This window comes from Pseudodesulfovibrio tunisiensis (assembly GCF_022809775.1).
In the GTDB taxonomy this organism is placed as follows: domain Bacteria; phylum Desulfobacterota; class Desulfovibrionia; order Desulfovibrionales; family Desulfovibrionaceae; genus Pseudodesulfovibrio; species Pseudodesulfovibrio tunisiensis.
Genome location: NZ_CP094380.1, coordinates 3511231 through 3529164, shown reverse-complemented (window position 1 = coordinate 3529164; position 17934 = coordinate 3511231). Strand labels below are relative to the sequence as shown.

At 57.2% G+C, this 17934-nt stretch carries 16 protein-coding genes and 2 tRNA genes; 15 read left to right on the top strand and 3 right to left on the bottom strand.

Going from position 1 to position 17934, the window contains the following annotated elements:
- The first annotated feature begins 148 nt into the window (after nucleotides 1–148).
- From MPN23_RS16690 to MPN23_RS16675, 4 genes are all read left to right on the top strand, one after another.
- Nucleotides 149–1564: a sensor domain-containing diguanylate cyclase gene (locus MPN23_RS16690; protein ID WP_243545367.1), complete on the top strand. Its 1416-nt coding sequence runs from the start codon at nucleotides 149–151 to the stop codon at nucleotides 1562–1564.
- 235 nt (nucleotides 1565–1799) lie between these two features.
- Entirely contained in the window at nucleotides 1800–2546 is a 747-nt protein-coding gene (gene glnH / locus MPN23_RS16685) for a glutamine ABC transporter substrate-binding protein GlnH (protein WP_243545366.1), read from the top strand.
- A 78-nt stretch (nucleotides 2547–2624) separates the two neighbouring features.
- Nucleotides 2625–3293 (top strand): amino acid ABC transporter permease, encoded by a 669-nt coding sequence (locus MPN23_RS16680; protein WP_243545365.1) that lies wholly within the window; start codon nucleotides 2625–2627, stop codon nucleotides 3291–3293.
- A gap of 7 nt (nucleotides 3294–3300) precedes the next feature.
- The gene (locus MPN23_RS16675; RefSeq protein ID WP_243545364.1) at nucleotides 3301–4029 is read left to right on the top strand and encodes an amino acid ABC transporter ATP-binding protein; all 729 of its coding nucleotides are present in this window, start codon (nucleotides 3301–3303) and stop codon (nucleotides 4027–4029) included.
- Nucleotides 4030–4262: 233 nt separating this feature from the next.
- Here MPN23_RS16675 and MPN23_RS16670 read toward each other — a convergent pair whose 3' ends face one another.
- Together MPN23_RS16670 and MPN23_RS16665 are read right to left on the bottom strand one after the other, a co-directional pair.
- Nucleotides 4263–5645, bottom strand: coding sequence for a multiheme c-type cytochrome (locus MPN23_RS16670; RefSeq protein WP_243547412.1), 1383 nt, complete (start codon nucleotides 5643–5645; stop codon nucleotides 4263–4265).
- 27 nt (nucleotides 5646–5672) lie between these two features.
- Complete coding sequence (locus MPN23_RS16665; protein ID WP_243545363.1) at nucleotides 5673–6218, bottom strand: NapC/NirT family cytochrome c; 546 nt, start codon at nucleotides 6216–6218, stop codon at nucleotides 5673–5675.
- A 295-nt stretch (nucleotides 6219–6513) separates the two neighbouring features.
- Between MPN23_RS16665 and MPN23_RS16660 the strand changes: the two genes are divergently transcribed.
- Complete coding sequence (locus MPN23_RS16660) at nucleotides 6514–7500, top strand: hypothetical protein (RefSeq protein ID WP_243545362.1); 987 nt, start codon at nucleotides 6514–6516, stop codon at nucleotides 7498–7500.
- 145 nt (nucleotides 7501–7645) lie between these two features.
- On the opposite strand, the gene MPN23_RS16655 is transcribed toward MPN23_RS16660, so the two are convergent.
- A tRNA-Arg gene (locus MPN23_RS16655) sits at nucleotides 7646–7722 on the bottom strand.
- Between the two features lie 416 nt (nucleotides 7723–8138).
- On the opposite strand from MPN23_RS16655, the gene MPN23_RS16650 reads away from it, so the two are divergent.
- The 10 genes from MPN23_RS16650 (at nucleotide 8139) to MPN23_RS16605 (ending at nucleotide 17933) form a co-directional block, all read left to right on the top strand.
- A complete protein-coding gene (locus tag MPN23_RS16650; protein ID WP_243545361.1) occupies nucleotides 8139–9551 on the top strand; it encodes a DegQ family serine endoprotease in 1413 nt (470 codons plus the stop codon).
- A 58-nt stretch (nucleotides 9552–9609) separates the two neighbouring features.
- Entirely contained in the window at nucleotides 9610–10473 is an 864-nt protein-coding gene (gene ispE, locus MPN23_RS16645; protein ID WP_243545360.1) for a 4-(cytidine 5'-diphospho)-2-C-methyl-D-erythritol kinase, read from the top strand.
- A gap of 11 nt (nucleotides 10474–10484) precedes the next feature.
- Nucleotides 10485–10559, top strand: a tRNA-Gln gene (locus tag MPN23_RS16640).
- Nucleotides 10560–10596: 37 nt separating this feature from the next.
- Nucleotides 10597–11535, top strand: coding sequence for a ribose-phosphate diphosphokinase (locus tag MPN23_RS16635; protein WP_243545359.1), 939 nt, complete (start codon nucleotides 10597–10599; stop codon nucleotides 11533–11535).
- 66 nt (nucleotides 11536–11601) lie between these two features.
- Nucleotides 11602–12213: a 50S ribosomal protein L25 gene (locus tag MPN23_RS16630; RefSeq protein WP_243545358.1), complete on the top strand. Its 612-nt coding sequence runs from the start codon at nucleotides 11602–11604 to the stop codon at nucleotides 12211–12213.
- Nucleotides 12214–12343: 130 nt separating this feature from the next.
- Complete coding sequence (pth, locus tag MPN23_RS16625; RefSeq protein ID WP_243545357.1) at nucleotides 12344–12976, top strand: aminoacyl-tRNA hydrolase; 633 nt, start codon at nucleotides 12344–12346, stop codon at nucleotides 12974–12976.
- 68 nt (nucleotides 12977–13044) lie between these two features.
- Nucleotides 13045–13560 carry a CarD family transcriptional regulator gene (locus MPN23_RS16620; RefSeq protein ID WP_243545356.1) on the top strand — a complete coding sequence of 172 codons (516 nt, stop codon included), beginning with the start codon at nucleotides 13045–13047 and terminating at the stop codon, nucleotides 13558–13560.
- Nucleotides 13561–13858: 298 nt separating this feature from the next.
- Entirely contained in the window at nucleotides 13859–15166 is a 1308-nt protein-coding gene (rho, locus tag MPN23_RS16615) for a transcription termination factor Rho (protein ID WP_243545355.1), read from the top strand.
- A 160-nt stretch (nucleotides 15167–15326) separates the two neighbouring features.
- Nucleotides 15327–16730, top strand: a complete 1404-nt coding sequence (locus MPN23_RS16610) for a M48 family metallopeptidase (protein ID WP_243545354.1) — start codon at nucleotides 15327–15329, stop codon at nucleotides 16728–16730.
- A gap of 225 nt (nucleotides 16731–16955) precedes the next feature.
- Nucleotides 16956–17933, top strand: coding sequence for a bifunctional riboflavin kinase/FAD synthetase (locus MPN23_RS16605; protein ID WP_243545353.1), 978 nt, complete (start codon nucleotides 16956–16958; stop codon nucleotides 17931–17933).
- The last annotated feature ends 1 nt before the right edge of the window (nucleotide 17934 follow it).

The window sequence follows — 17934 nt, the reverse complement described above, 5'->3', positions numbered from 1 at the left end:
CGTTTTCAGATTCCCGGGGAGATTAACCGTTCATGCGCATGAACGGCAAGATGTTATACGGGAAATGTTTTTGGTTTGACCCTCGATAGCGGAACATGTAATCAATCATTCGGAGTCATAGCCACATCGCAAAAAAACGAAATACGCCATGAAGCCCGGACATGTCCTGTTTCTTCTCGCCCCGGTTCTGTACCCGGCCACGGCCTTTGCGTCGGAAAACCATCCTGTCGGCTGGAAAATCTGGGTCATTCCCGTCATATCGGTTGTCCTGCTTGCTGCGGGATGGAAATACTTCTCCACCCGATGCAGGGCGGACGGCGCCCTGTTTCGCAGTCTGGTGGAAGGATCGCTTGCCGGAGTTGCCGTCATCCGGGGCGACACTGTGGTCTACGTCAACCCGGAAATGGGCGCGATCGTAGGCTATGATCCGGACGAGATCATCGGCAGCAGCCTTGACCGTTTTCTTCACGGTTCGAATCTGGCAATGGCACTGACCAACCAGTCGCTCCGCCTCTCCGGGGAATCGCTGCCCGACCTCTATGAACTATCCATCAAGCACAGGACGGGCAGAATACTGCGCGTGGAAGTGCATGCCGGGATCATCCAATGGCGTGGCGAGCGGTGTTCCGTAGCCTATGTCCGCGACAGGACCGAACGCGTGATCATGCAGGAACGGCTTCAGGAAGCCCATGACGAACTGGACTCCATCTTCACCAACAGTCAGGTCGGCATCATGCACCTCAAGGGGGGCCGGGTTCTGGCCAAGGGCAACCGCCGCCTTGCCGACATTCTCGGATACACCTCTCCGAATGAAATGCTCGGACTGGACATGCGCGCCCTGCACCTGACCGAAGAACGCTTCCACGAATTCGGGGAACGCTACTTCTACCCGCTGGCCCACGGCAGCCGCATTCACGTGGAATACCGGCTCGCGCGCAAGGACGGCTCCCCGGTGTGGTGCATGCTCTCGGGCAAGGCCGTGGATTCGGCCTCCCCTGCCGATCTGGACAGAGGCGTGATATGGATCGTGGACGACATATCCCGGCAAAAGGACCTGGAGGAGGAACTGCGCAGGCGCGCCTCCACGGATCCGCTGACCGGCCTGAACAACCGCCGCCGTTTCATGGAACGGGCCGAAACGGAAATGGGCCGCCACCACAGGTACGGACATCCGCTGAGCCTGCTCATGCTGGATCTGGACAACTTCAAGCACATCAACGACTGGTTCGGGCACGAAACCGGAGACCGCGTACTCGTCGCCTTTGCCGAACTTTGCGCAACGGAATTCCGGGAAGTGGACGTGATCGGCAGACTCGGCGGCGAGGAATTCGCAGCGCTACTCCCGGACACCGACATGCCGCACGCGCTGTCCGTGGCGGAACGGCTTTGCCGGGCCGTGCAGGCGCAGGAAATGACCTATGGAGAAATGCCCGTGAAGTTCACGGTCAGCATAGGCGTGGCAGAGGCCGGACGCTCCGGGGAATCGCTGGACAGCCTGATGCGCCGGGCCGACCTCGCCTTGTACCGTGCCAAGGGCAAGGGCAAAAATCGCGTGGAATCCTGAGAATTCCGCAACTCCTTCAAATGTTTTTCCAACCTTTCCCGATTTTGACCAAATTGGTCCTTTCTCCCCCTGGTTTGACCAGTTTTTCTCTTGCTTGCAGGGCGATTTTAGGGCAAATTGTTCCGGTTATGGGCAAGGTCGAGACTGGCATCCTTCGATCAGGCCCTGGTTCGCCCCTCGGCGAGCCGGTTTTTACAAAATGCGAAAATTCGCAACTCAGAGAGGAGAACCCCCAATGAAACGGATCATTTCCATCTGCATCGCCTTTGCGCTTGCGCTGTCCATGGTCGGCACCGCCTTTGCGGACAAACTGGTCGTGGGCACCGACACCAACTTCCCCCCGTTCGAATTCAAGGATCCGGCAACCGGCAAGCACACCGGCTTCGACGTGCAGCTCTGGGACGCCATTGCCAAGGAAATCGGCGTGGAATACGAACTCCAGCCCATGGCCTTCAAGGGCATCGTTCCCGGTCTCCAGTCCGCACAGCTGGACGTGGGCATTGCCGGCATGTCCATCACGGACAAGCGCAAGGAAGTCATCGACTTCTCCGACGGCTACTATGATTCCGGCCTGCTCCTTCTGGTGCGCGCCGACAATACCGACATCAAGGGTGTGGAAAGCCTGGACGGCAAGATCGTTGCCACCAAGCAGGGTACCACCAGCGTGGAATACCTGAAGAAGCACGCCAATCCCGCCGAAACCAAGCTGTTCCCCAATGACAACGCCATGTTCATGGAACTGCTCACCGGCGGCGTGGATGCGGTCATGTTCGACAAGCCGGTTGTGGAATCCTTCCTGAGCAAGCGCGGCAAGGGCAAGGTCAAGACCGCCGGTCCCCTGTACGCGGGCCAGCCCTACGGCATGGGTTTCCCCAAGGGTTCCGAACTGGCCGCCAAGGTCAACGCGGCCCTGAAGACCCTCAAGGACAACGGCTCCTACGCCAAGCTCTACAAGAAGTGGTTCGGCGTCGATCCCAGCTAGTCCGCAGTAATAACAGACACCATTCCCTGGGGGCGGCCTGTGCCGCCCCTGCGTTTTTTCCTACATCAGGGTGACACTATGGCTTTTGATTTCGACCCGTCCGTGATGATCGAGTCCCTGCCCATGCTCATGGGCGGCGCAAAGCTGACCATCATACTGACAGTGGGCGGCCTGTTTTTCGGATTCATCCTCGGCGCGGTGGCCGGGCTGATGAAATTGTCCCGCAACGTGTTTGTCCGCAAGATTGCCGGAATCTACGTGGAGTCCATACGCGGTACCCCGATGCTCGTGCAGGCCATGTTCCTGTACTTCGGCGTGCCCATGGCCCTTGGCATCCGCATCCCGGCTGTTGTCGCGGGCATCATCGTCATCGCTATCAATTCCGGTGCGTACATTGCGGAGATCGTGCGCGGCGCGGTCCAGTCCATAAACACCGGGCAAAGCGAAGCCGGACGCTCCATCGGCCTGAACCGCTTCCAGACCATGCGCTACGTGATCTGGCCCCAGGCCTTCCGCCGCATGATTCCCCCTCTCGGCAACCAGTTCATCATCAGCCTCAAGGACACCTCCCTGCTCATGATCATCGGCGTGGGCGAACTGCTTCGCACCGGCGATGAAATCGTGGCCGTGAACTTCCGTTCCTTCGAGGTCTACCTCACCTGCGGCCTTGTCTATCTCGTCATGACCATGAGCATTGCCAAGAGTCTGAAGGTTCTGGAAAAACGCCTGCACATTGCCGGCAAGTAGGAAACGCATGATCAGGATAGAAAAACTCCATAAAAGTTACGGGGACCTCAAGGTCCTCAAGGGCATCGACCTGAATGTCAAGCAGGGCGAAGTGGTCTGCGTCATCGGCCCGTCCGGGTCGGGCAAGTCCACCATGCTTCGATGCATCAACAAGCTCGAAGATCCCACTGCCGGACGCATTCTGGTGGATGGGTTCGACATCATGGACCCCAAGACCGACATCAACATGGTCCGCACCGAGGCCACCATGGTCTTTCAGCAGTTCAACCTGTTCCCGCACATGACCGTACTGGACAATGTCACGCTTGGCCCCATCAAGGTCCGCGGCATGGACAAGCCCGAAGCCTTGCGCCTCGGCATGGAACTGCTCTCCAAGGTCGGCATGGACGCCAAGGCCGGGAACTACCCGGAACAGCTCTCCGGCGGCCAGAAACAGCGCGTGGCCATTGCCCGCGCCCTTGCCCTGCGCCCCAAGGTCATCCTGTTCGACGAACCCACGTCCGCCCTCGACCCGGAACTCGTCGGCGAAGTGCTCGAAGTCATGAAGCAACTCGCCCGCGAAGGCATGACCATGGTCGTCGTCACCCACGAAATGAACTTCGCCCGCGATGTGGCCGACCGCGTCATCTTCATCGACAAGGGCAAGATTCAGGTGGACGCCGATCCGGAAGCCTTTTTCGCCAACCCGGAAAACCCGCGGCTCCGCGATTTTCTCGGCAAGGTGGTCGCGCACTAGGAAAGGGTCTCCGACGGCCCTCCCGGGGGGCTGGGCGCTGCCCAGACCCGCAAGGGGACGGACGCCCCCTTGACCCCATTCTGTCCGGAAAAGACGAAACGGCCCGGAGAATGCCCTGACGGGACATTCTCCGGGCCGTTTCGTCTTTTCCGGACGGGTGAAATCAAAGTTTCTCTGGTCGCCGAAAGCACAAAAAAAAGGGGCGCCGAGCGCCCCTTTCGTGTGTTGTCATCCTACTTTTTCCCGAATATTTCGGGTGGGCGGGTGGTATCACCCGTGGCATTGGGGAAGTTGGGATACTTGTATGCCTTGGTATTGGTTTCGATGAGATGGTGCGCTTCTTCCATGAATCGGTTGAAGCGGTTCTTGCATTCATAGAAACCGTGCCACCATGCGTAGTCCGGGGCCATCATCATGGCGCCCATGCGCGCCCGGCGGCCTTCGTGGTGCCAGAGTTCGTAGAACTCGACCTCAAGGCCCTCGTCAAAGAACTTTTCCTTGTCAAGCAAGCCCTTGCTGTACAGTTCATCCAGTGTCTTCTTGGCAGGCTTGAAGTAGACCTCGTTGTATTCCTCGACGGCCTTGTCGAAATCATCATAGAAACCATCGACCCATGCCGTACCGTGACATTGGAAGCAGATGGCCTTCATCTTGTCGCGCTCCACCTTCCAGTCGGTCTGCGCCGGGAAGGGCTTGAAGTCCTGCGGCCTGACCGTGAGCGGTGCCTGCGTTTCCCACGAAATGCGCTCGGTCACGTCATGCGTGGTGATCACCTTGCCCGAACCGGACATGTGGCAGGAAGCGCAGGTCGGGGAACGGTAGTCCACACCCGGGGTCCATGTGCCGGGAGCAGCGTTCCAGTTGTAGTCCTGCTTGAAGGCCTGATAGATATCGCCGTGCTTGGACTCGAAATAGATTTCGATCTGCGGATGATCCGGGCCGAGATGACACTGGCCACAGGTCTCGGGCTTGCGCGCCTCCATTACCGAGAAACGGTGCCGGGTGTGGCAGCTTGTGCAGCTTCCCAGACTGCCGTCCAGATTGAGCCGCCCCACGCCCACATTGGGCCATGTCGAGGAATCCAGCTTGCCGTCCTTGATCTTGAGCACGGTGCCATGACAGTAGTAGCAGCCGGTCTTGCGCTCGTTGTCGGAATTCATGCCGTTGTTCAGCCATGGATCGAGCTTCCACATGATCTCGATGGTATTGGCATGCTTGCTTTTGGCGTACTGCTTGGTCTCGTCCGGATGACAGCGGGAACAGTCCTTGGGCGTGACCACGGCAGCGATGGGCACGAAATACTGCTTTTCGCCCATGGGCAGATCGCCCCGGGAATAGTACTGTTCATGTCCTGTGGCGACATCCTGATCCCCGGGCTGGGCCTGATGACAGTCCAGACAGGTTATGTTGGCCGCAGCATGGCGACTCATGGCCCAATCCGCAAAAATGCCGGCAGTTTCCTGCTGATGACATTTTATGCAGGCCAAGGCCTGAGGCGGCATGCCGCGTTCCAGGCGAAACTCCCGCTGTTTGGGAAAATTCTGAGCCCATGCCGCACCGGCCATGAGCGCCAGAGCCGCGACCATCGCGGTCAGCACCAAATGTCGAATCCTCATCACGCAACCCTCCTTCCTGTGCGGCAATTACAGCCCGGTCGCCTGATACGGCGGGGCAAACTGCTTGTAATTGTAATATCCCCTGTCCACATGGACGAGATTCCGATGGCAATCCGTGCAACGGTACTCGTACCCCGGCCGGGGATAGAGCACCTGTCTGTGGGCAAGCATGGCCCCCCGCTTGCCCGGCAGATGCAGGATGTTCCGGTGACATTTCATGCACTGGCTGTTGTCCAGCGTATCGTAGACGCGCTGACGCATCACGGCCCTGTCATAGGTCTCGGCCCCACCCGTGAAATGGGCGACCACGTCCTTTATGCCGTGAAAGGTCTTGGAGTAGAAGAAGTCGTAGGTGTCGTGCGGCGCAGGCAGATGGCAGTCCATGCAGTCGGCCACGATGCCCTGCCCGTTGTTCACGTGCGTGGACGCCATCCACGCCAGATAGGCCGGACGTATCTCATGGCACGAGGAGCAGAATTCCGGAGTCGAGGTACGCACCATGGTGTAATACGTCATGCTGAACAGCGGAAACGCGATCAGCACGCCCACAGCCACAAGAAACAGGGATTTCATACGCCGCCTCATACGCCCTCCCGCAGGACGCGGACCGCTTTCCGGCATCCGCGCCCAAGGCTGGATTTGAATTTCGGCTATTGGCTGAGACTGTAGCAGGTTCAGGAAGGAAGAGGGTTATTATTTGAGGTGAGATGGCAAATCCCCCAAACTTTTTTTTGAAATAACAAAACGCATTGTCAAAATTCCACTTTTCGACATCAAAACAATTCGATATAAAAAGTCCAAATTCCATCTTCACCACAACGATTTCTCCAACTGCGATTCACATAGATACAACCACCACACACAACAGATGAAAAAAAACACATTCTATTTCGGAGATCGAATCGATGGCCCATCAAATCTTGAACCGCTTCCTGAAAACGTACTCAAAGCTATTATTGGATTGGTCTACTCAAAAATTGACAAAGATTGTTTTGCAAAAGAATTTCCTGAGAAATGCCCCGATGGAGACGCTACATGCGGGACCAATCGAAGACTATTCCAAGATCGCCTAAATGGAGAAATGAGAGGTTTCAAATGGTCAATTGAATTCCCTAACCCGTGTACTTTTCCTTGGGAAGAAGAGACAACTCCCACCACTGAGGGAATCCTCGAAATGCTAGAATTCTGCTACAATTTCTACCATGAACCCATTATAGGTAAGGAACACACGTTTTATAGTCATCATCACATCTCATTCAATTGTGACAACGGGAAAAAGAATTTTGCGGAGGACATAAACAGAATATTTTACAGAAACGAACTTCCTTATTTCATGTCCTCCCAAGGACAAATCCAGATGAAATTCAACGAGGCTCAAGAAGCCCTTCTTAAGCCCCCCCAATTCACTATTGAAGATAGAGTCTCTGAATTAATGAATGAAGCTATTTTATTGATCCGCCAACCAAACAAAGCCATGCATCAAACAGCACTTGAAAAAATATGGGATGCTTTTGAGCGAACAAAAAGTCTTGAAAACAGCGACAAGCGAAAGAGTATCACATGCATTCTTGACCGTGTCGCCGGAGACAACCAAACATTCCGAAATGTTTTAGAAAAAGAAGCACAGGAATTAACCCAAATCGGGAATCGTGACTTCGCTATTCGGCACTCTGAACCCAATAGGGTTCAACTAACAGAATTCAGCCACATAACTTATCTATTTTTTAGAATGGCAGCATTCTTAAGCATAATTTTTGAGGAACTAAACAAAACCTACGCCTCCCCCCGAGACACATATATAATATTCCCAAAAGTGGCAACAACAAAACAAGGGGCTAACCTGAAGACAGGTTAGCCCCTTGAACTTTTGTAAAATGATGCCCCCTGCACGATTCGAACACGCGGCACCGGGATTGGGAACCACGCATTTCCAAGGGCCTGAAAAGAAGTAAAGGGTTCGTCTCAAAAGAGAGACGAACCCTTTACGATTTATGAAAAAATGGTGATCCCGGAAGGAGTCGAACCTTCGACCTACGGCTTAGGAGGCCGTCGCTCTATCCAGCTGAGCTACGGGACCACTATGAAAATCAATTATTCCAAAATATTAAATAACGAAGCAGAAATGCTCCATTCTGCCATTTTACTCCTGAACACCCTGTTTGCGACAAGTGGATGAGGAATCTCGTGCTCTATCCACCTGAGCCAGGGGGGGGGCACACTTCGGGCTCCGTTGTCCGGGTGAGGCTGTCTAGCCGATGACCCGGAAAAATGCAAGCCCTTGTTGCGGGTTCCGGACGGATTCCGGTGGGATCACTCTACGCGAGGGCATGGTTCCGGACAAGCCCGGGGCCGAGAAAAATGTGGAGGCGAAATCGGGGCGGATGGTAAACTTTATGATGAGTTGCCTATTTACATGACACTAAAAAGACCTATACTCACCACGTGCGGCCAGCACCGCACTATTCCTGTTTTCCGCAGTCATCAGGAGGCACAATGACCCGCAAACTTTCAACCCTGACCATGACCCTCTGTCTTGCCCTGGCTCTGGCCGCCCCGGCCATGGCCAAACAGTCCCTGCCGGTCTTTACGGACCTGGCCGAGACAGCAGGAAAGGCCGTGGTCTTCATCAGCACGGAAAAGACCGTGCAGGGCGGGCCTCAGGGATTCCGACAGCAGATTCCCGAAGGGCACCCGTTCAAGGACTTCTTCGACCAGTTCGAACGTTTCTTCGGACCGCAGCCCAACCAGCAGCGCAAGATGTCTGCGCTGGGTTCCGGCTTCGTGATCACCCCTGACGGCTACATCGTCACCAACAACCACGTCATTCAGGGCGCGGACAAGGTGATGGTCAAATTCCAGGACGAGGACAAGGAATACGAGGCCGAAGTCATCGGCCGCGATCCGGAAACCGATCTGGCCGTGGTCAAGGTCAAGGCCCGCAAGGAACTTCCCTATCTGGAATTCGGCAATTCGGACAACGCCAAGGTCGGTGAATGGGTGGTGGCCATCGGCAATCCCTACGGCCACAGCTACACCGTGACCGCAGGCATCATCAGCGCCAAGCACAGATTCCTCGGTGCAGGCCCGTTCGACAACTTCCTCCAGACCGACGCGAGCATCAACCCGGGCAACTCGGGCGGCCCGCTCCTGAATCTCGATGGCGAAGTCATCGGCATCAATACGGCCATCGACCCGCGCGCACAGAACATCGGATTCGCCATCCCGAGCAACCTTGCCAGCAAGGTCATCGACCAGCTCAAGCAGGGCAAGAGCGTGAAACGCGGCTGGCTCGGCGTGACCATCCAGCCCGTGAGCGAAAACGACGCCAAGGCCCTTGGTCTGGACAAGCCCTACGGCGCGCTGATCAATTCCGTGGTCAAGGACCAGCCTGCAGACAAGGCCGGACTGCGTCAGGGCGACGTGATCATCGGAGTGAACGGCGAGACTGTTGAAAGCAACAGTGACCTGCTCCGCAAGATTGCGAACATGCCCCCGGGCCACAAGGCCAAGCTCACCCTGTGGCGCAGCGGCAAGGAAATCACGCGTACCGTCACTCTGGGCGAACGTGGTGAAAACACCATGGCTTCGGCCAAGCCCGGACAGACCAAACCCGCCACGGAGCTGGGCATGACGCTCCGCCCCGTGACCAATGACCGCGAAGCGCAGGCTCTGGGGCTGAACGAGCCCAAGGGACTGCTCGTGACCGGAGTGATCCCGGATTCCGTTGCCGGAGCCGAAGGCATCCGTCAGGGCGACGTGATCATTCAGGCCAACCAGACGGACGTGAATTCCGTGGCCGAACTCAAAAGCCAGATCGACAGGGCTCGCAAGCGCGGCGCCATCCTGCTTCTGGTCAAACGTCAAGGACAGAACAGCTTCATCGCGCTGCCTCTGGAAAAGAAATAGCATTCCAATCAAGGGGGCTCCGAACGGAGCCCCCTTTTCATTAATGATAGTGACACACATGCAGACGCACATTCTTGCAGCTCCGGCAAAAATCAACCTGCACCTGCGCATCCGGGGCCTACGGCCCGACGGGTACCATGAACTGCGCACCCTGTTCATGCCTCTGACCGCCCCGGCGGACGTGATCAGGATCGAACCCGGCGTGGACAGGGACTTCCATCTGCGCTGCCCGGGATTCCCGGAGCTGGAAAACGCGGACAACCTGATCCACCGGGCATGGACCGCGTTCGGCGAGGCCACGGGATTCCGGCCCGGCCTGTTCGTGACCGTGGACAAGCGCATCCCCATGGGCGGTGGCCTCGGCGGCGGAAGTTCGGACTGCGCCGCGATGCTGGCATGGTTGAACGAGAATGCCGAAGAAAGAGCGCTTTCCCCGGAAAGGCTGAACAGACTGGCCGCATCGCTGGGTGCGGACGTGCCGTTCTTTCTCTACGGCAAGCCGGCATGGGCGGAAGGCATCGGGGAAAAACTCGCTCCGGCAGATGTGGACCTGAACGGCATGACTCTGGTTCTGGCCTGCCCGGACATCCACGTGAACACGGGCGAGGCATTCCGGAAATGGGACGCTGTTCATTCGAAATCCGATTGCGGGGAACCCTTGACAACCGTGGATTCTGGTACTAAATGTCCAACTCCCGTTTTGCCCGCGCATCTGGTCAACGATTTTGAAACCGTGGTCATGGAGATGCATCCAAGACTACGGGAAATCAAAGAAAAATTTCTTCTTCAAGGTGCGGCTGCAACGGTCATGAGCGGCTCCGGTGCAAGTATCTTCGCTCTGTTCAGGAATGGGGAAAAAGCACGGTCCAGCTTTGATGCGTTACGCAAATCAGGGATGGACGCCTATATTCAGGCGATATGATTTTTCCGTGCTGGGGTGTAGCCAAGTGGCAAGGCAACGGGTTTTGGTCCCGTCATTCGCAGGTTCGAACCCTGCCACCCCAGCCATTCACCTTTTTATCATCTCCTTAACTGCGAGGAAGTCATGCACGGCGAGCTCAAAATCATCAGCGGCTCAGCAAATCCGAAATTGGCGGAAGCCATCTGCGAACATCTGGGCTGCAAGCTCTCCCCGGTGCTCCGCGAGCGCTTCAGCGATGGGGAAATCCGTATCGAAATCGGGGAAAACGTTCGCGGCGACGATGTGTTCATCGTTCAGCCCACCTGCTCCCCGGGCAATTTTCACCTCATGGAGCTCTGCCTGATGCTGGACGCGCTCAAACGCGCCAGCGCTGCCAGAGTCACTGCCGTGGTTCCCTATTACGGCTACGCCCGCCAGGACCGCAAGGTAGTTCCCCGCGCTCCCATCAGCGCCAAGCTCGTCGCCGACCTTCTGTCCACCGCCGGCATGCAGCGCATGGTCACCATCGACCTGCACGCCGGTCAGATTCAGGGCTTCTTCAACTGTCCGGTGGACAACCTGTTCGCAGCTCCGGTCCTGCTGGAACACCTGCGCAACATGGATGAGGACATGGTCATCATTTCCCCGGACGCCGGCGGCGTGGAACGCGCCCGTGCGTTCGCCAAGCGCCTCGGCGCCACCCTGGCCATCGTGGACAAGCGCCGCGATGCGCCCAATCAGGCTCAGGCCATGCACATCATCGGTGATGTCCGCGACAAGAAGGCCGTGGTCATCGACGACATGATCGACACCGGCGGCACCCTGTGTGCGGCGGCCAACGTGATCATGGACAACGGTGCCAGCGACGTCATCGCCTGCGCCACGCACCCCGTGCTTTCCGGCCCGGCCATCCAGCGCCTCGAAGAGTCCGTGTTCTCGGAGATCGTGGTCACCGACACCATCCCCCTGACCGACAGCAAGAAGTGCTGCAAGAAGATCAAGCAGATGAGCGTGGCCTCCCTGCTTGCCAAAGCCATCAACAATGTGCACACCGAATCCTCGGTGAGCGTTCTATTCGTATAACCCTTAAAGCGCGTGCGTCCGTCTTCCCGACCGGATGACGGCCAGGGCGTACAAGGAGCAATCCACATGGCCAACAAGATTCAGCTCAAAGCTGCCGAGCGCACCGAAACCGGCAAGGGTGCCAACCGCCGTCTTCGCAGGACCGGCATGGTTCCCGGCGTCTTCTACAACCAGCAGGGCGACAACGTCACCGTCATGACCTCTCTGGTTCCCCTGCAGAAGGCCTATTCCCAGCTCGGCAATTCCCAGGTCTTCGATCTGGAGCTGGAAAAGGACGGCAAGACCCAGACCATTCCCTCCCTGCTGTGGCGGGTGAAGTTCGACCCGGTCAAGCCCATGCCCATCCACGTGGACTTTTTCGGCGTGGACCTGGAAAAGGAACTCAAGGTCACCGTGCCCCTGCAGGTCAAGGGCGTGTCCAAGGGCGTCAAGCTCGGCGGCCGCATGGAGCAGTTCCGCGAAGTCGTGGAAATCGTCAGCAAGCCTGCCGACATCCCCGAGGCCATTGTCATCGACGTGACCGAAATGGATATCCTCGACACCGTTCGCGTTGCTGACCTGACCTTCCCCGAAGGCGTCACTCCGATGTACGATGACAACTTCGCCATCGTATCCGTCCTGCCCAAGCGCGGCGATGCCGAAGACGAAGAGGAAACTGAAGAAGAAGCCGCTGAATAGCGGGTTCCAAACTTCCCGAACCGTCCGGTCCCGGAGCGCTTTCAGGCGCTCCGGGACTTTTGATTCCCCGGCCCCGGAATGCTAGAATGGACGGCAACTCCTTTTTCCCTTTTCGACAAGGCGATTTCCGATGGACTACAAAAGCGTGATGGTCGGCCTGGGCAATCCGGGCGAAAAATACGCGGCGACCCGCCACAACTTCGGTTTCATGCTCATCGACTCCCTGCTCTCCCTTGCTGCCGAACGCAGGAACATGCGCCCGGAACGGCTCGAGGAATCCGGGGATTACGAGCTGTGGCGCGTCAAGTTCGCCGGAGCCTATCGCCTGCTGGCCAAGCCGCAGACCTACATGAACCTGAGCGGCAAAGCCGTTTCCAAGATTTGCGGGCGCCATGGTCTGACACCGGATCAGGTGGTCGTGGCTCACGATGATCTGGACCTGCCCTTCGGACGGATGAAGTTCAAGAAGGGCGGAGGCACCGGAGGCCACAACGGTCTGTCGTCCATAGACGAATGTCTGGGCACGAACGCGTATCACCGCCTGCGTCTCGGCATCGGCCGCCCCGACCAGCCTCATCCGGATATCACCAACTGGGTGCTCGGCTCCTTTGCGGACAAAGACGTTGAAATCATCCCGGAAATCCTGTCCGCTGCCCTCAAGGGTCTGGATATCTTCTACAGACGAGGCACGGGATTCGCCACGCAGCATATCAACGGTTTTTCTCCGAGAGAACGGAAAACACCCGAGGCATTGGACTCTTAAATCCATTTCGGGTATAATCGTTTTCAGCAAATCAGAAAACAGCATGTAGTCAAGGAGTTCCTGTCCCCGTGTTCGAAATCAATGAATTGGTAGTCTATCCCTCCCAGGGCGTGGGACGTGTGGAGCGTATCGAAAGACAGGAAATCAGCGGCGCCGTCGCTGAATTCTACATCGTTCGCATTCTTTCCAACAACGTCACTTTGATGGTTCCGGTAGCCAACGCAACCAACGTTGGTCTGCGGCCCGTGTGCAGTCTGCGCACCGGCCAGGCCATTTTCGAATCTCTCAAGGACCGTTCGGACTTCACCGGATACACGGGGCAGAACTGGAACCGCCGTTATCGCGAATATTCCGAAAAGCTGAAAAGCGGCGACCTCTTGGATGTGGCCTATGTGCTCAAGGAGCTCTTCCTCATCGGCAACGACAAGGAACTCTCCTTTGGCGAACGTCGGCTGCTTGAGCAGGCAATGGGTCTGGTATCCATGGAACTTGCCTACGCACTTGATCGCGATCAGGAAGTGATCAAGGAAGACATCAACGAAATGTTTGCCGATGTCATCCACAAAGATGACGAAGAGGAATAAAAACGGCTTGTCATGATGCCCTGTTTGCGCTAATTTTGTCCCGTCGATGCAGCCGCGGCGCACATCCTGTGTGCCGCATCACTGCAAATCACCTTATACAAGACGCAATTTACAACGCGAACGAGGTATTTCTGTTCCCTGCCTGACTGACTCAAGTCCGGCAAGACCTCCTCAATTTATTCCGCGCCGCATCTCCCCCCTGCCGCCGGATTATGATATGGTTATAGTGTCCATTGCTGTTTCAGCTTTTTTGAACGTTTGCATTCCGCAATTATCTTTTACCTTTTTTTAAACAGTCATGCCTAAACGCACGCCTAAGAAAAACAACGCCAGCACCAACGGAAATTCCGGAGAAAAACTCAACCTCACCGAGCTGAAGCTCAAGAACATGCAGGAGCTGACCGAGTTGGCCGTGCAGTTCGAGGTCGAGAACCCCAGTGGTATGCGCAAGCAGGAGCTGATCTTTGCCCTGCTGCAACAATGCGCTTCCCAAAACGGCCAGATATTCGGGGAAGGCGTTCTGGAAGTCCTGCCCGACGGCTTCGGGTTTCTCCGTTCCCCCATGTACAGCTACATGCCCGGCCCGGACGACATCTACGTGTCGCCCTCCCAGATTCGCCGATTCGGATTGCGCAAGGGCGATGTGGTCTCCGGCCAGATCCGCCCGCCCAAGGAAGGTGAACGCTACTTCGCCCTGCTGCGAGTCAGCGAAATCGGCTTCGAACCTCCGGAACATTCCAAGAATCTCGTTCTCTTCGACAACCTCACCCCTCTCTATCCCGACTCCATGCTCCGCATGGAAAACGGGGACAAGAATTTCTCCTCCCGGGTCATCGACCTTCTCGCTCCCATAGGCAAGGGCCAACGCGGCATCCTTGTGGCTCCGCCCCGCACGGGCAAGACCATGATGCTTCAGACCATTGCCAATTCCATCAACGCCAATCATCCCGATGTCGACCTCATCGTGCTGCTCATCGATGAACGGCCCGAGGAAGTCACGGACATGCAACGCACGGTCAACGCCGAAGTGGTCAGCTCCACCTTCGACGAACCGCCGCAGCGTCACGTCCAGGTCGCGGACATGGTGATCGAGAAGGCCAAGCGCCTTGTCGAGCGCAAGCGCGACGTGGTCATCCTGCTGGATTCCATCACCCGCCTCGGCAGAGCCTACAATGCAGTGACACCGTCCTCGGGACGCGTGCTTTCCGGCGGTATCGACGCCAATGCCCTGCAGCGGCCCAAGCGCTTCTTCGGCGCGGCCCGCAACATCGAGGAAGGCGGCTCCCTGACCATCATAGCCACGGCCCTGATCGACACCGGTTCCCGCATGGACGAAGTCATCTTCGAAGAATTCAAGGGCACCGGCAACATGGAAATCTACCTTGACCGCCACCTCGCGGAAAAGCGCGTGTTCCCGGCCATCGACATGAACCGCTCCGGCACCCGCAAGGAAGAACTGCTTCTGAGCGACGACGTGCTGAACCGCGTCTGGATTCTGCGCAAGCTTCTGGCTCCCATGAGCCCCATCGACTCCATGGAATTCCTGCTCGGCAAGATGAAGGGGTCCAAGAGCAATCGGCAGTTCCTGGACATGATGAACAAATAGGAACTGATCCTCATGCTTACTCAGGAGGCGCGGCGCAATGCTGCGCCTCTTTTTTTCCGCACGCGGCATGCCATGAAAATAATGTGCAGCACCTGTCACAAGGTTGCCATGCGCCCGTGAATGGTTAGAATACACGGCATCACCGAAACCCGAGGAAACCATGAAACGAACACTCACCGCCGTTCTTCTGGCTTTGTGCATATTCCCGCTCATAACGGGCGGAGCGTTCGCCCAAGGGATTTTCGGACCGTCCAAACTCACCATCCGCGACGAAAACAGGCTTGGCAAGGATTTCGACTCGGTCATCCGGTCCCAGATGGGTATCGTGGAAGACCCGGTGATCACGGATTACGTTCGCGGGGTGGTGGACAGAATCGTCAGGGCCAAGGCTCCCATGCCCTTCACCATCCGCAGCGCAGTGGTGGCGCATCCCGCCATGAACGCCTTTGCCATTCCCGGCGGCTACATCTACATCTTCACCGGCCTGATCCAGAACGTGGAAAACGAATCCCAGCTTGCCGCGGTCATTGCGCACGAACTCGGACACGTTTCCCAGCGCCACATGGCCAAACGCGTGGAGCAGGCCAGCACCGTGAGCAAGATCGCGCTCGTGGGATCTCTGGCAGGGCTGCTTCTGGGCATGTCGGGTTCCGGCGAAAGCGGAAGCGCGCTGATGATGGGTTCCATGGGTGCGGCTCAGGCCGCCATGCTCAAGTATTCCCAGGACGATGAAAACGAGGCCGACCACGTGGGACTGAATGCGCTGGTCAAGGCCGGATACAATCCGGAAGGCATGCCGCGCACCTTCGAGATCATGCAGAAGAACCGCTGGTTCGACACGCGCTCCCAGATGCCCTCCTACCTTTCCACCCACCCGGGCCTTGCCGAACGTACGCAATACCTCAAGGACCGCATTTCGCGGATGCCCGAAACCTTTACGGACCGCAGGGACGACACCACCCGGTTGAAACGGGTGCAGATGCTCTGCCGCGCCAAGATGTCGGACCCGGCCCAGGCTCTGGCCTATTGGGACACCAAATCGCCCGCCGAATTTTCCGCTCTGGACTGGACCGGCAAGGCCATCGTGCTGGACAGGCTCAAGCGCAAGGAAGACGCCAGAAAAGCGTTCGAAACCGCTCTGGCTCTGGATGACGACGACCCGCTGATCCTGCGGGAAGCAGGCGCATTCTTCTTCAAGCTCGGGGACAACAACAGGGCGTTCGTGCTCCTGCAAAAGGCGCTGATCAAGAACCCCAAGGACCTGATGGCGGTCTTCTTTCTGGCCCGGCTCCAGGCCGAGGCCGGAGATTTTCCGCGCGCCATCTCGAACATGAACAAGGTTCTGACCAAGGTTCCCAAGGACTGGGAAGTGCACTTCTACCTCGGCCGATTCTACGGCGAATCCGGGGACATGTTCCACGGGCACCTGCACACGGCGTATTCGGCACTGTACCAACGAAACCCGAAAAAAGCCCGCTATCACTACCAGCAGGCCGAGCATGAAGCAAAATCCGAAGTGCAGAAACAGGAACTCAAGAAACTGGACGAGCTCCTGAAGGGATGATTCCGGCTTCAACCTTGATGGCCGGGCTGTTTTGGAGTACCAATACTCTCTTTTCATTGTCGCGGCCCCTCACGAGAAAACTCCAATGAAAAACCGTTCGAAACGCCCTGAAAGCCGGATGCTGAAACATAGCGGAATACTGCATTTTTTTGCTTTATCCGAAGCAAGATCAGCCGTTGTCGGGCCGCTGGCCGCATTTCGAAACAGGTTTGGTAAATCGAAAAGATGATTGTCGTAAGAACCATAGACGAACTCAAGGACACCATTGCCGGGGCCTGCGTGACCATCGGCAATTTCGACGGCGTGCACAAAGGGCACCAGAAACTCATTGCCATGGCCAAGACCCGAGCCGAATCACTGGGGCTGGTCAGCGTGGTGGTCACCTTCGATCCGCACCCCCTGCGCGTGCTGCGCGGCGGCAAGACCCCGCCCTTCATCACACTCACGGAACAGAAACTGGAACTCATTTCCCAATACGGTCCCCAGGTCTGCCTGCTTCTGGAATTCACCAGGGAAATGGCCGCCCTGTCCCCGGAGGAATTCGTCCGCACCTATCTGGTGGAAGGATTGAATACCAAAGAGGTCATCGTGGGATACGACTACCATTTGGGCAAAGGCCGATCCGGCAACTACGAAACGCTTCAGGAACTGGGGCGCAAGTACGGATTCGGCGTGGACAGGCTGGACCCGGTGTCCATCGACGACGCCGTGGTCAGTTCCACGCGCATCCGCGATCTGGTCCATGCGGGCAAGGTCTGGGATGCCCACACCCTTCTCGGCCGCTTCTATCAGGTCAAGGGCGAGGTCGTGCACGGCATGAATCGCGGCGGCAGGCTTCTGGGCTTTCCCACCGCGAACATCAAGCTCGTGGACGAACTCTTCCCCAAGGGCGGCGTCTACGCCATCTGGGTGGAGATGGACGGCAAGGTGCACATGGGCGTGGCCAATATCGGCAAGAACCCCACGTTCGGCAACGAAGCCCTGTCCGTGGAAGCACATATCATCGACTTTTCCGGCGATATATACGGCAAGGACATCCGCGTCCATTTTGTCCAGCGCATCCGCGATGAACGCAAGTTTTCCGGCATTGACGAGCTCAAGGCCCGCATCAAGGTGGACACCGAGCTCGGCAGGAAAATCCTGTCCCAGCCCGAGGCGGAAATCCGGCTCACCAAACCCGCGGTCGCGCAAAAGGCATCCTGAC

Excerpts from the sequence above, each read along its gene's own strand:
- MPN23_RS16665 (WP_243545363.1), bottom strand. The coding sequence starts at position 6,218 with ATGAAATCCCTGTTTCTTGTGGCTGTGGGCGTGCTGATCGCGTTTCCG.
- MPN23_RS16660 (WP_243545362.1), top strand. The coding sequence starts at position 6,514 with ATGAAAAAAAACACATTCTATTTCGGAGATCGAATCGATGGCCCATCA.
- MPN23_RS16650 (WP_243545361.1), top strand. The coding sequence starts at position 8,139 with ATGACCCGCAAACTTTCAACCCTGACCATGACCCTCTGTCTTGCCCTG.
- MPN23_RS16670 (WP_243547412.1), bottom strand. The coding sequence starts at position 5,645 with ATGAGGATTCGACATTTGGTGCTGACCGCGATGGTCGCGGCTCTGGCG.
- MPN23_RS16605 (WP_243545353.1), top strand. The coding sequence starts at position 16,956 with ATGATTGTCGTAAGAACCATAGACGAACTCAAGGACACCATTGCCGGG.
- glnH (WP_243545366.1), top strand. The coding sequence starts at position 1,800 with ATGAAACGGATCATTTCCATCTGCATCGCCTTTGCGCTTGCGCTGTCC.
- ispE (WP_243545360.1), top strand. The coding sequence starts at position 9,610 with ATGCAGACGCACATTCTTGCAGCTCCGGCAAAAATCAACCTGCACCTG.
- MPN23_RS16675 (WP_243545364.1), top strand. The coding sequence starts at position 3,301 with ATGATCAGGATAGAAAAACTCCATAAAAGTTACGGGGACCTCAAGGTC.
- MPN23_RS16690 (WP_243545367.1), top strand. The coding sequence starts at position 149 with ATGAAGCCCGGACATGTCCTGTTTCTTCTCGCCCCGGTTCTGTACCCG.
- MPN23_RS16635 (WP_243545359.1), top strand. The coding sequence starts at position 10,597 with ATGCACGGCGAGCTCAAAATCATCAGCGGCTCAGCAAATCCGAAATTG.
- MPN23_RS16680 (WP_243545365.1), top strand. The coding sequence starts at position 2,625 with ATGGCTTTTGATTTCGACCCGTCCGTGATGATCGAGTCCCTGCCCATG.
- rho (WP_243545355.1), top strand. The coding sequence starts at position 13,859 with ATGCCTAAACGCACGCCTAAGAAAAACAACGCCAGCACCAACGGAAAT.
- MPN23_RS16610 (WP_243545354.1), top strand. The coding sequence starts at position 15,327 with ATGAAACGAACACTCACCGCCGTTCTTCTGGCTTTGTGCATATTCCCG.
- pth (WP_243545357.1), top strand. The coding sequence starts at position 12,344 with ATGGACTACAAAAGCGTGATGGTCGGCCTGGGCAATCCGGGCGAAAAA.
- MPN23_RS16630 (WP_243545358.1), top strand. The coding sequence starts at position 11,602 with ATGGCCAACAAGATTCAGCTCAAAGCTGCCGAGCGCACCGAAACCGGC.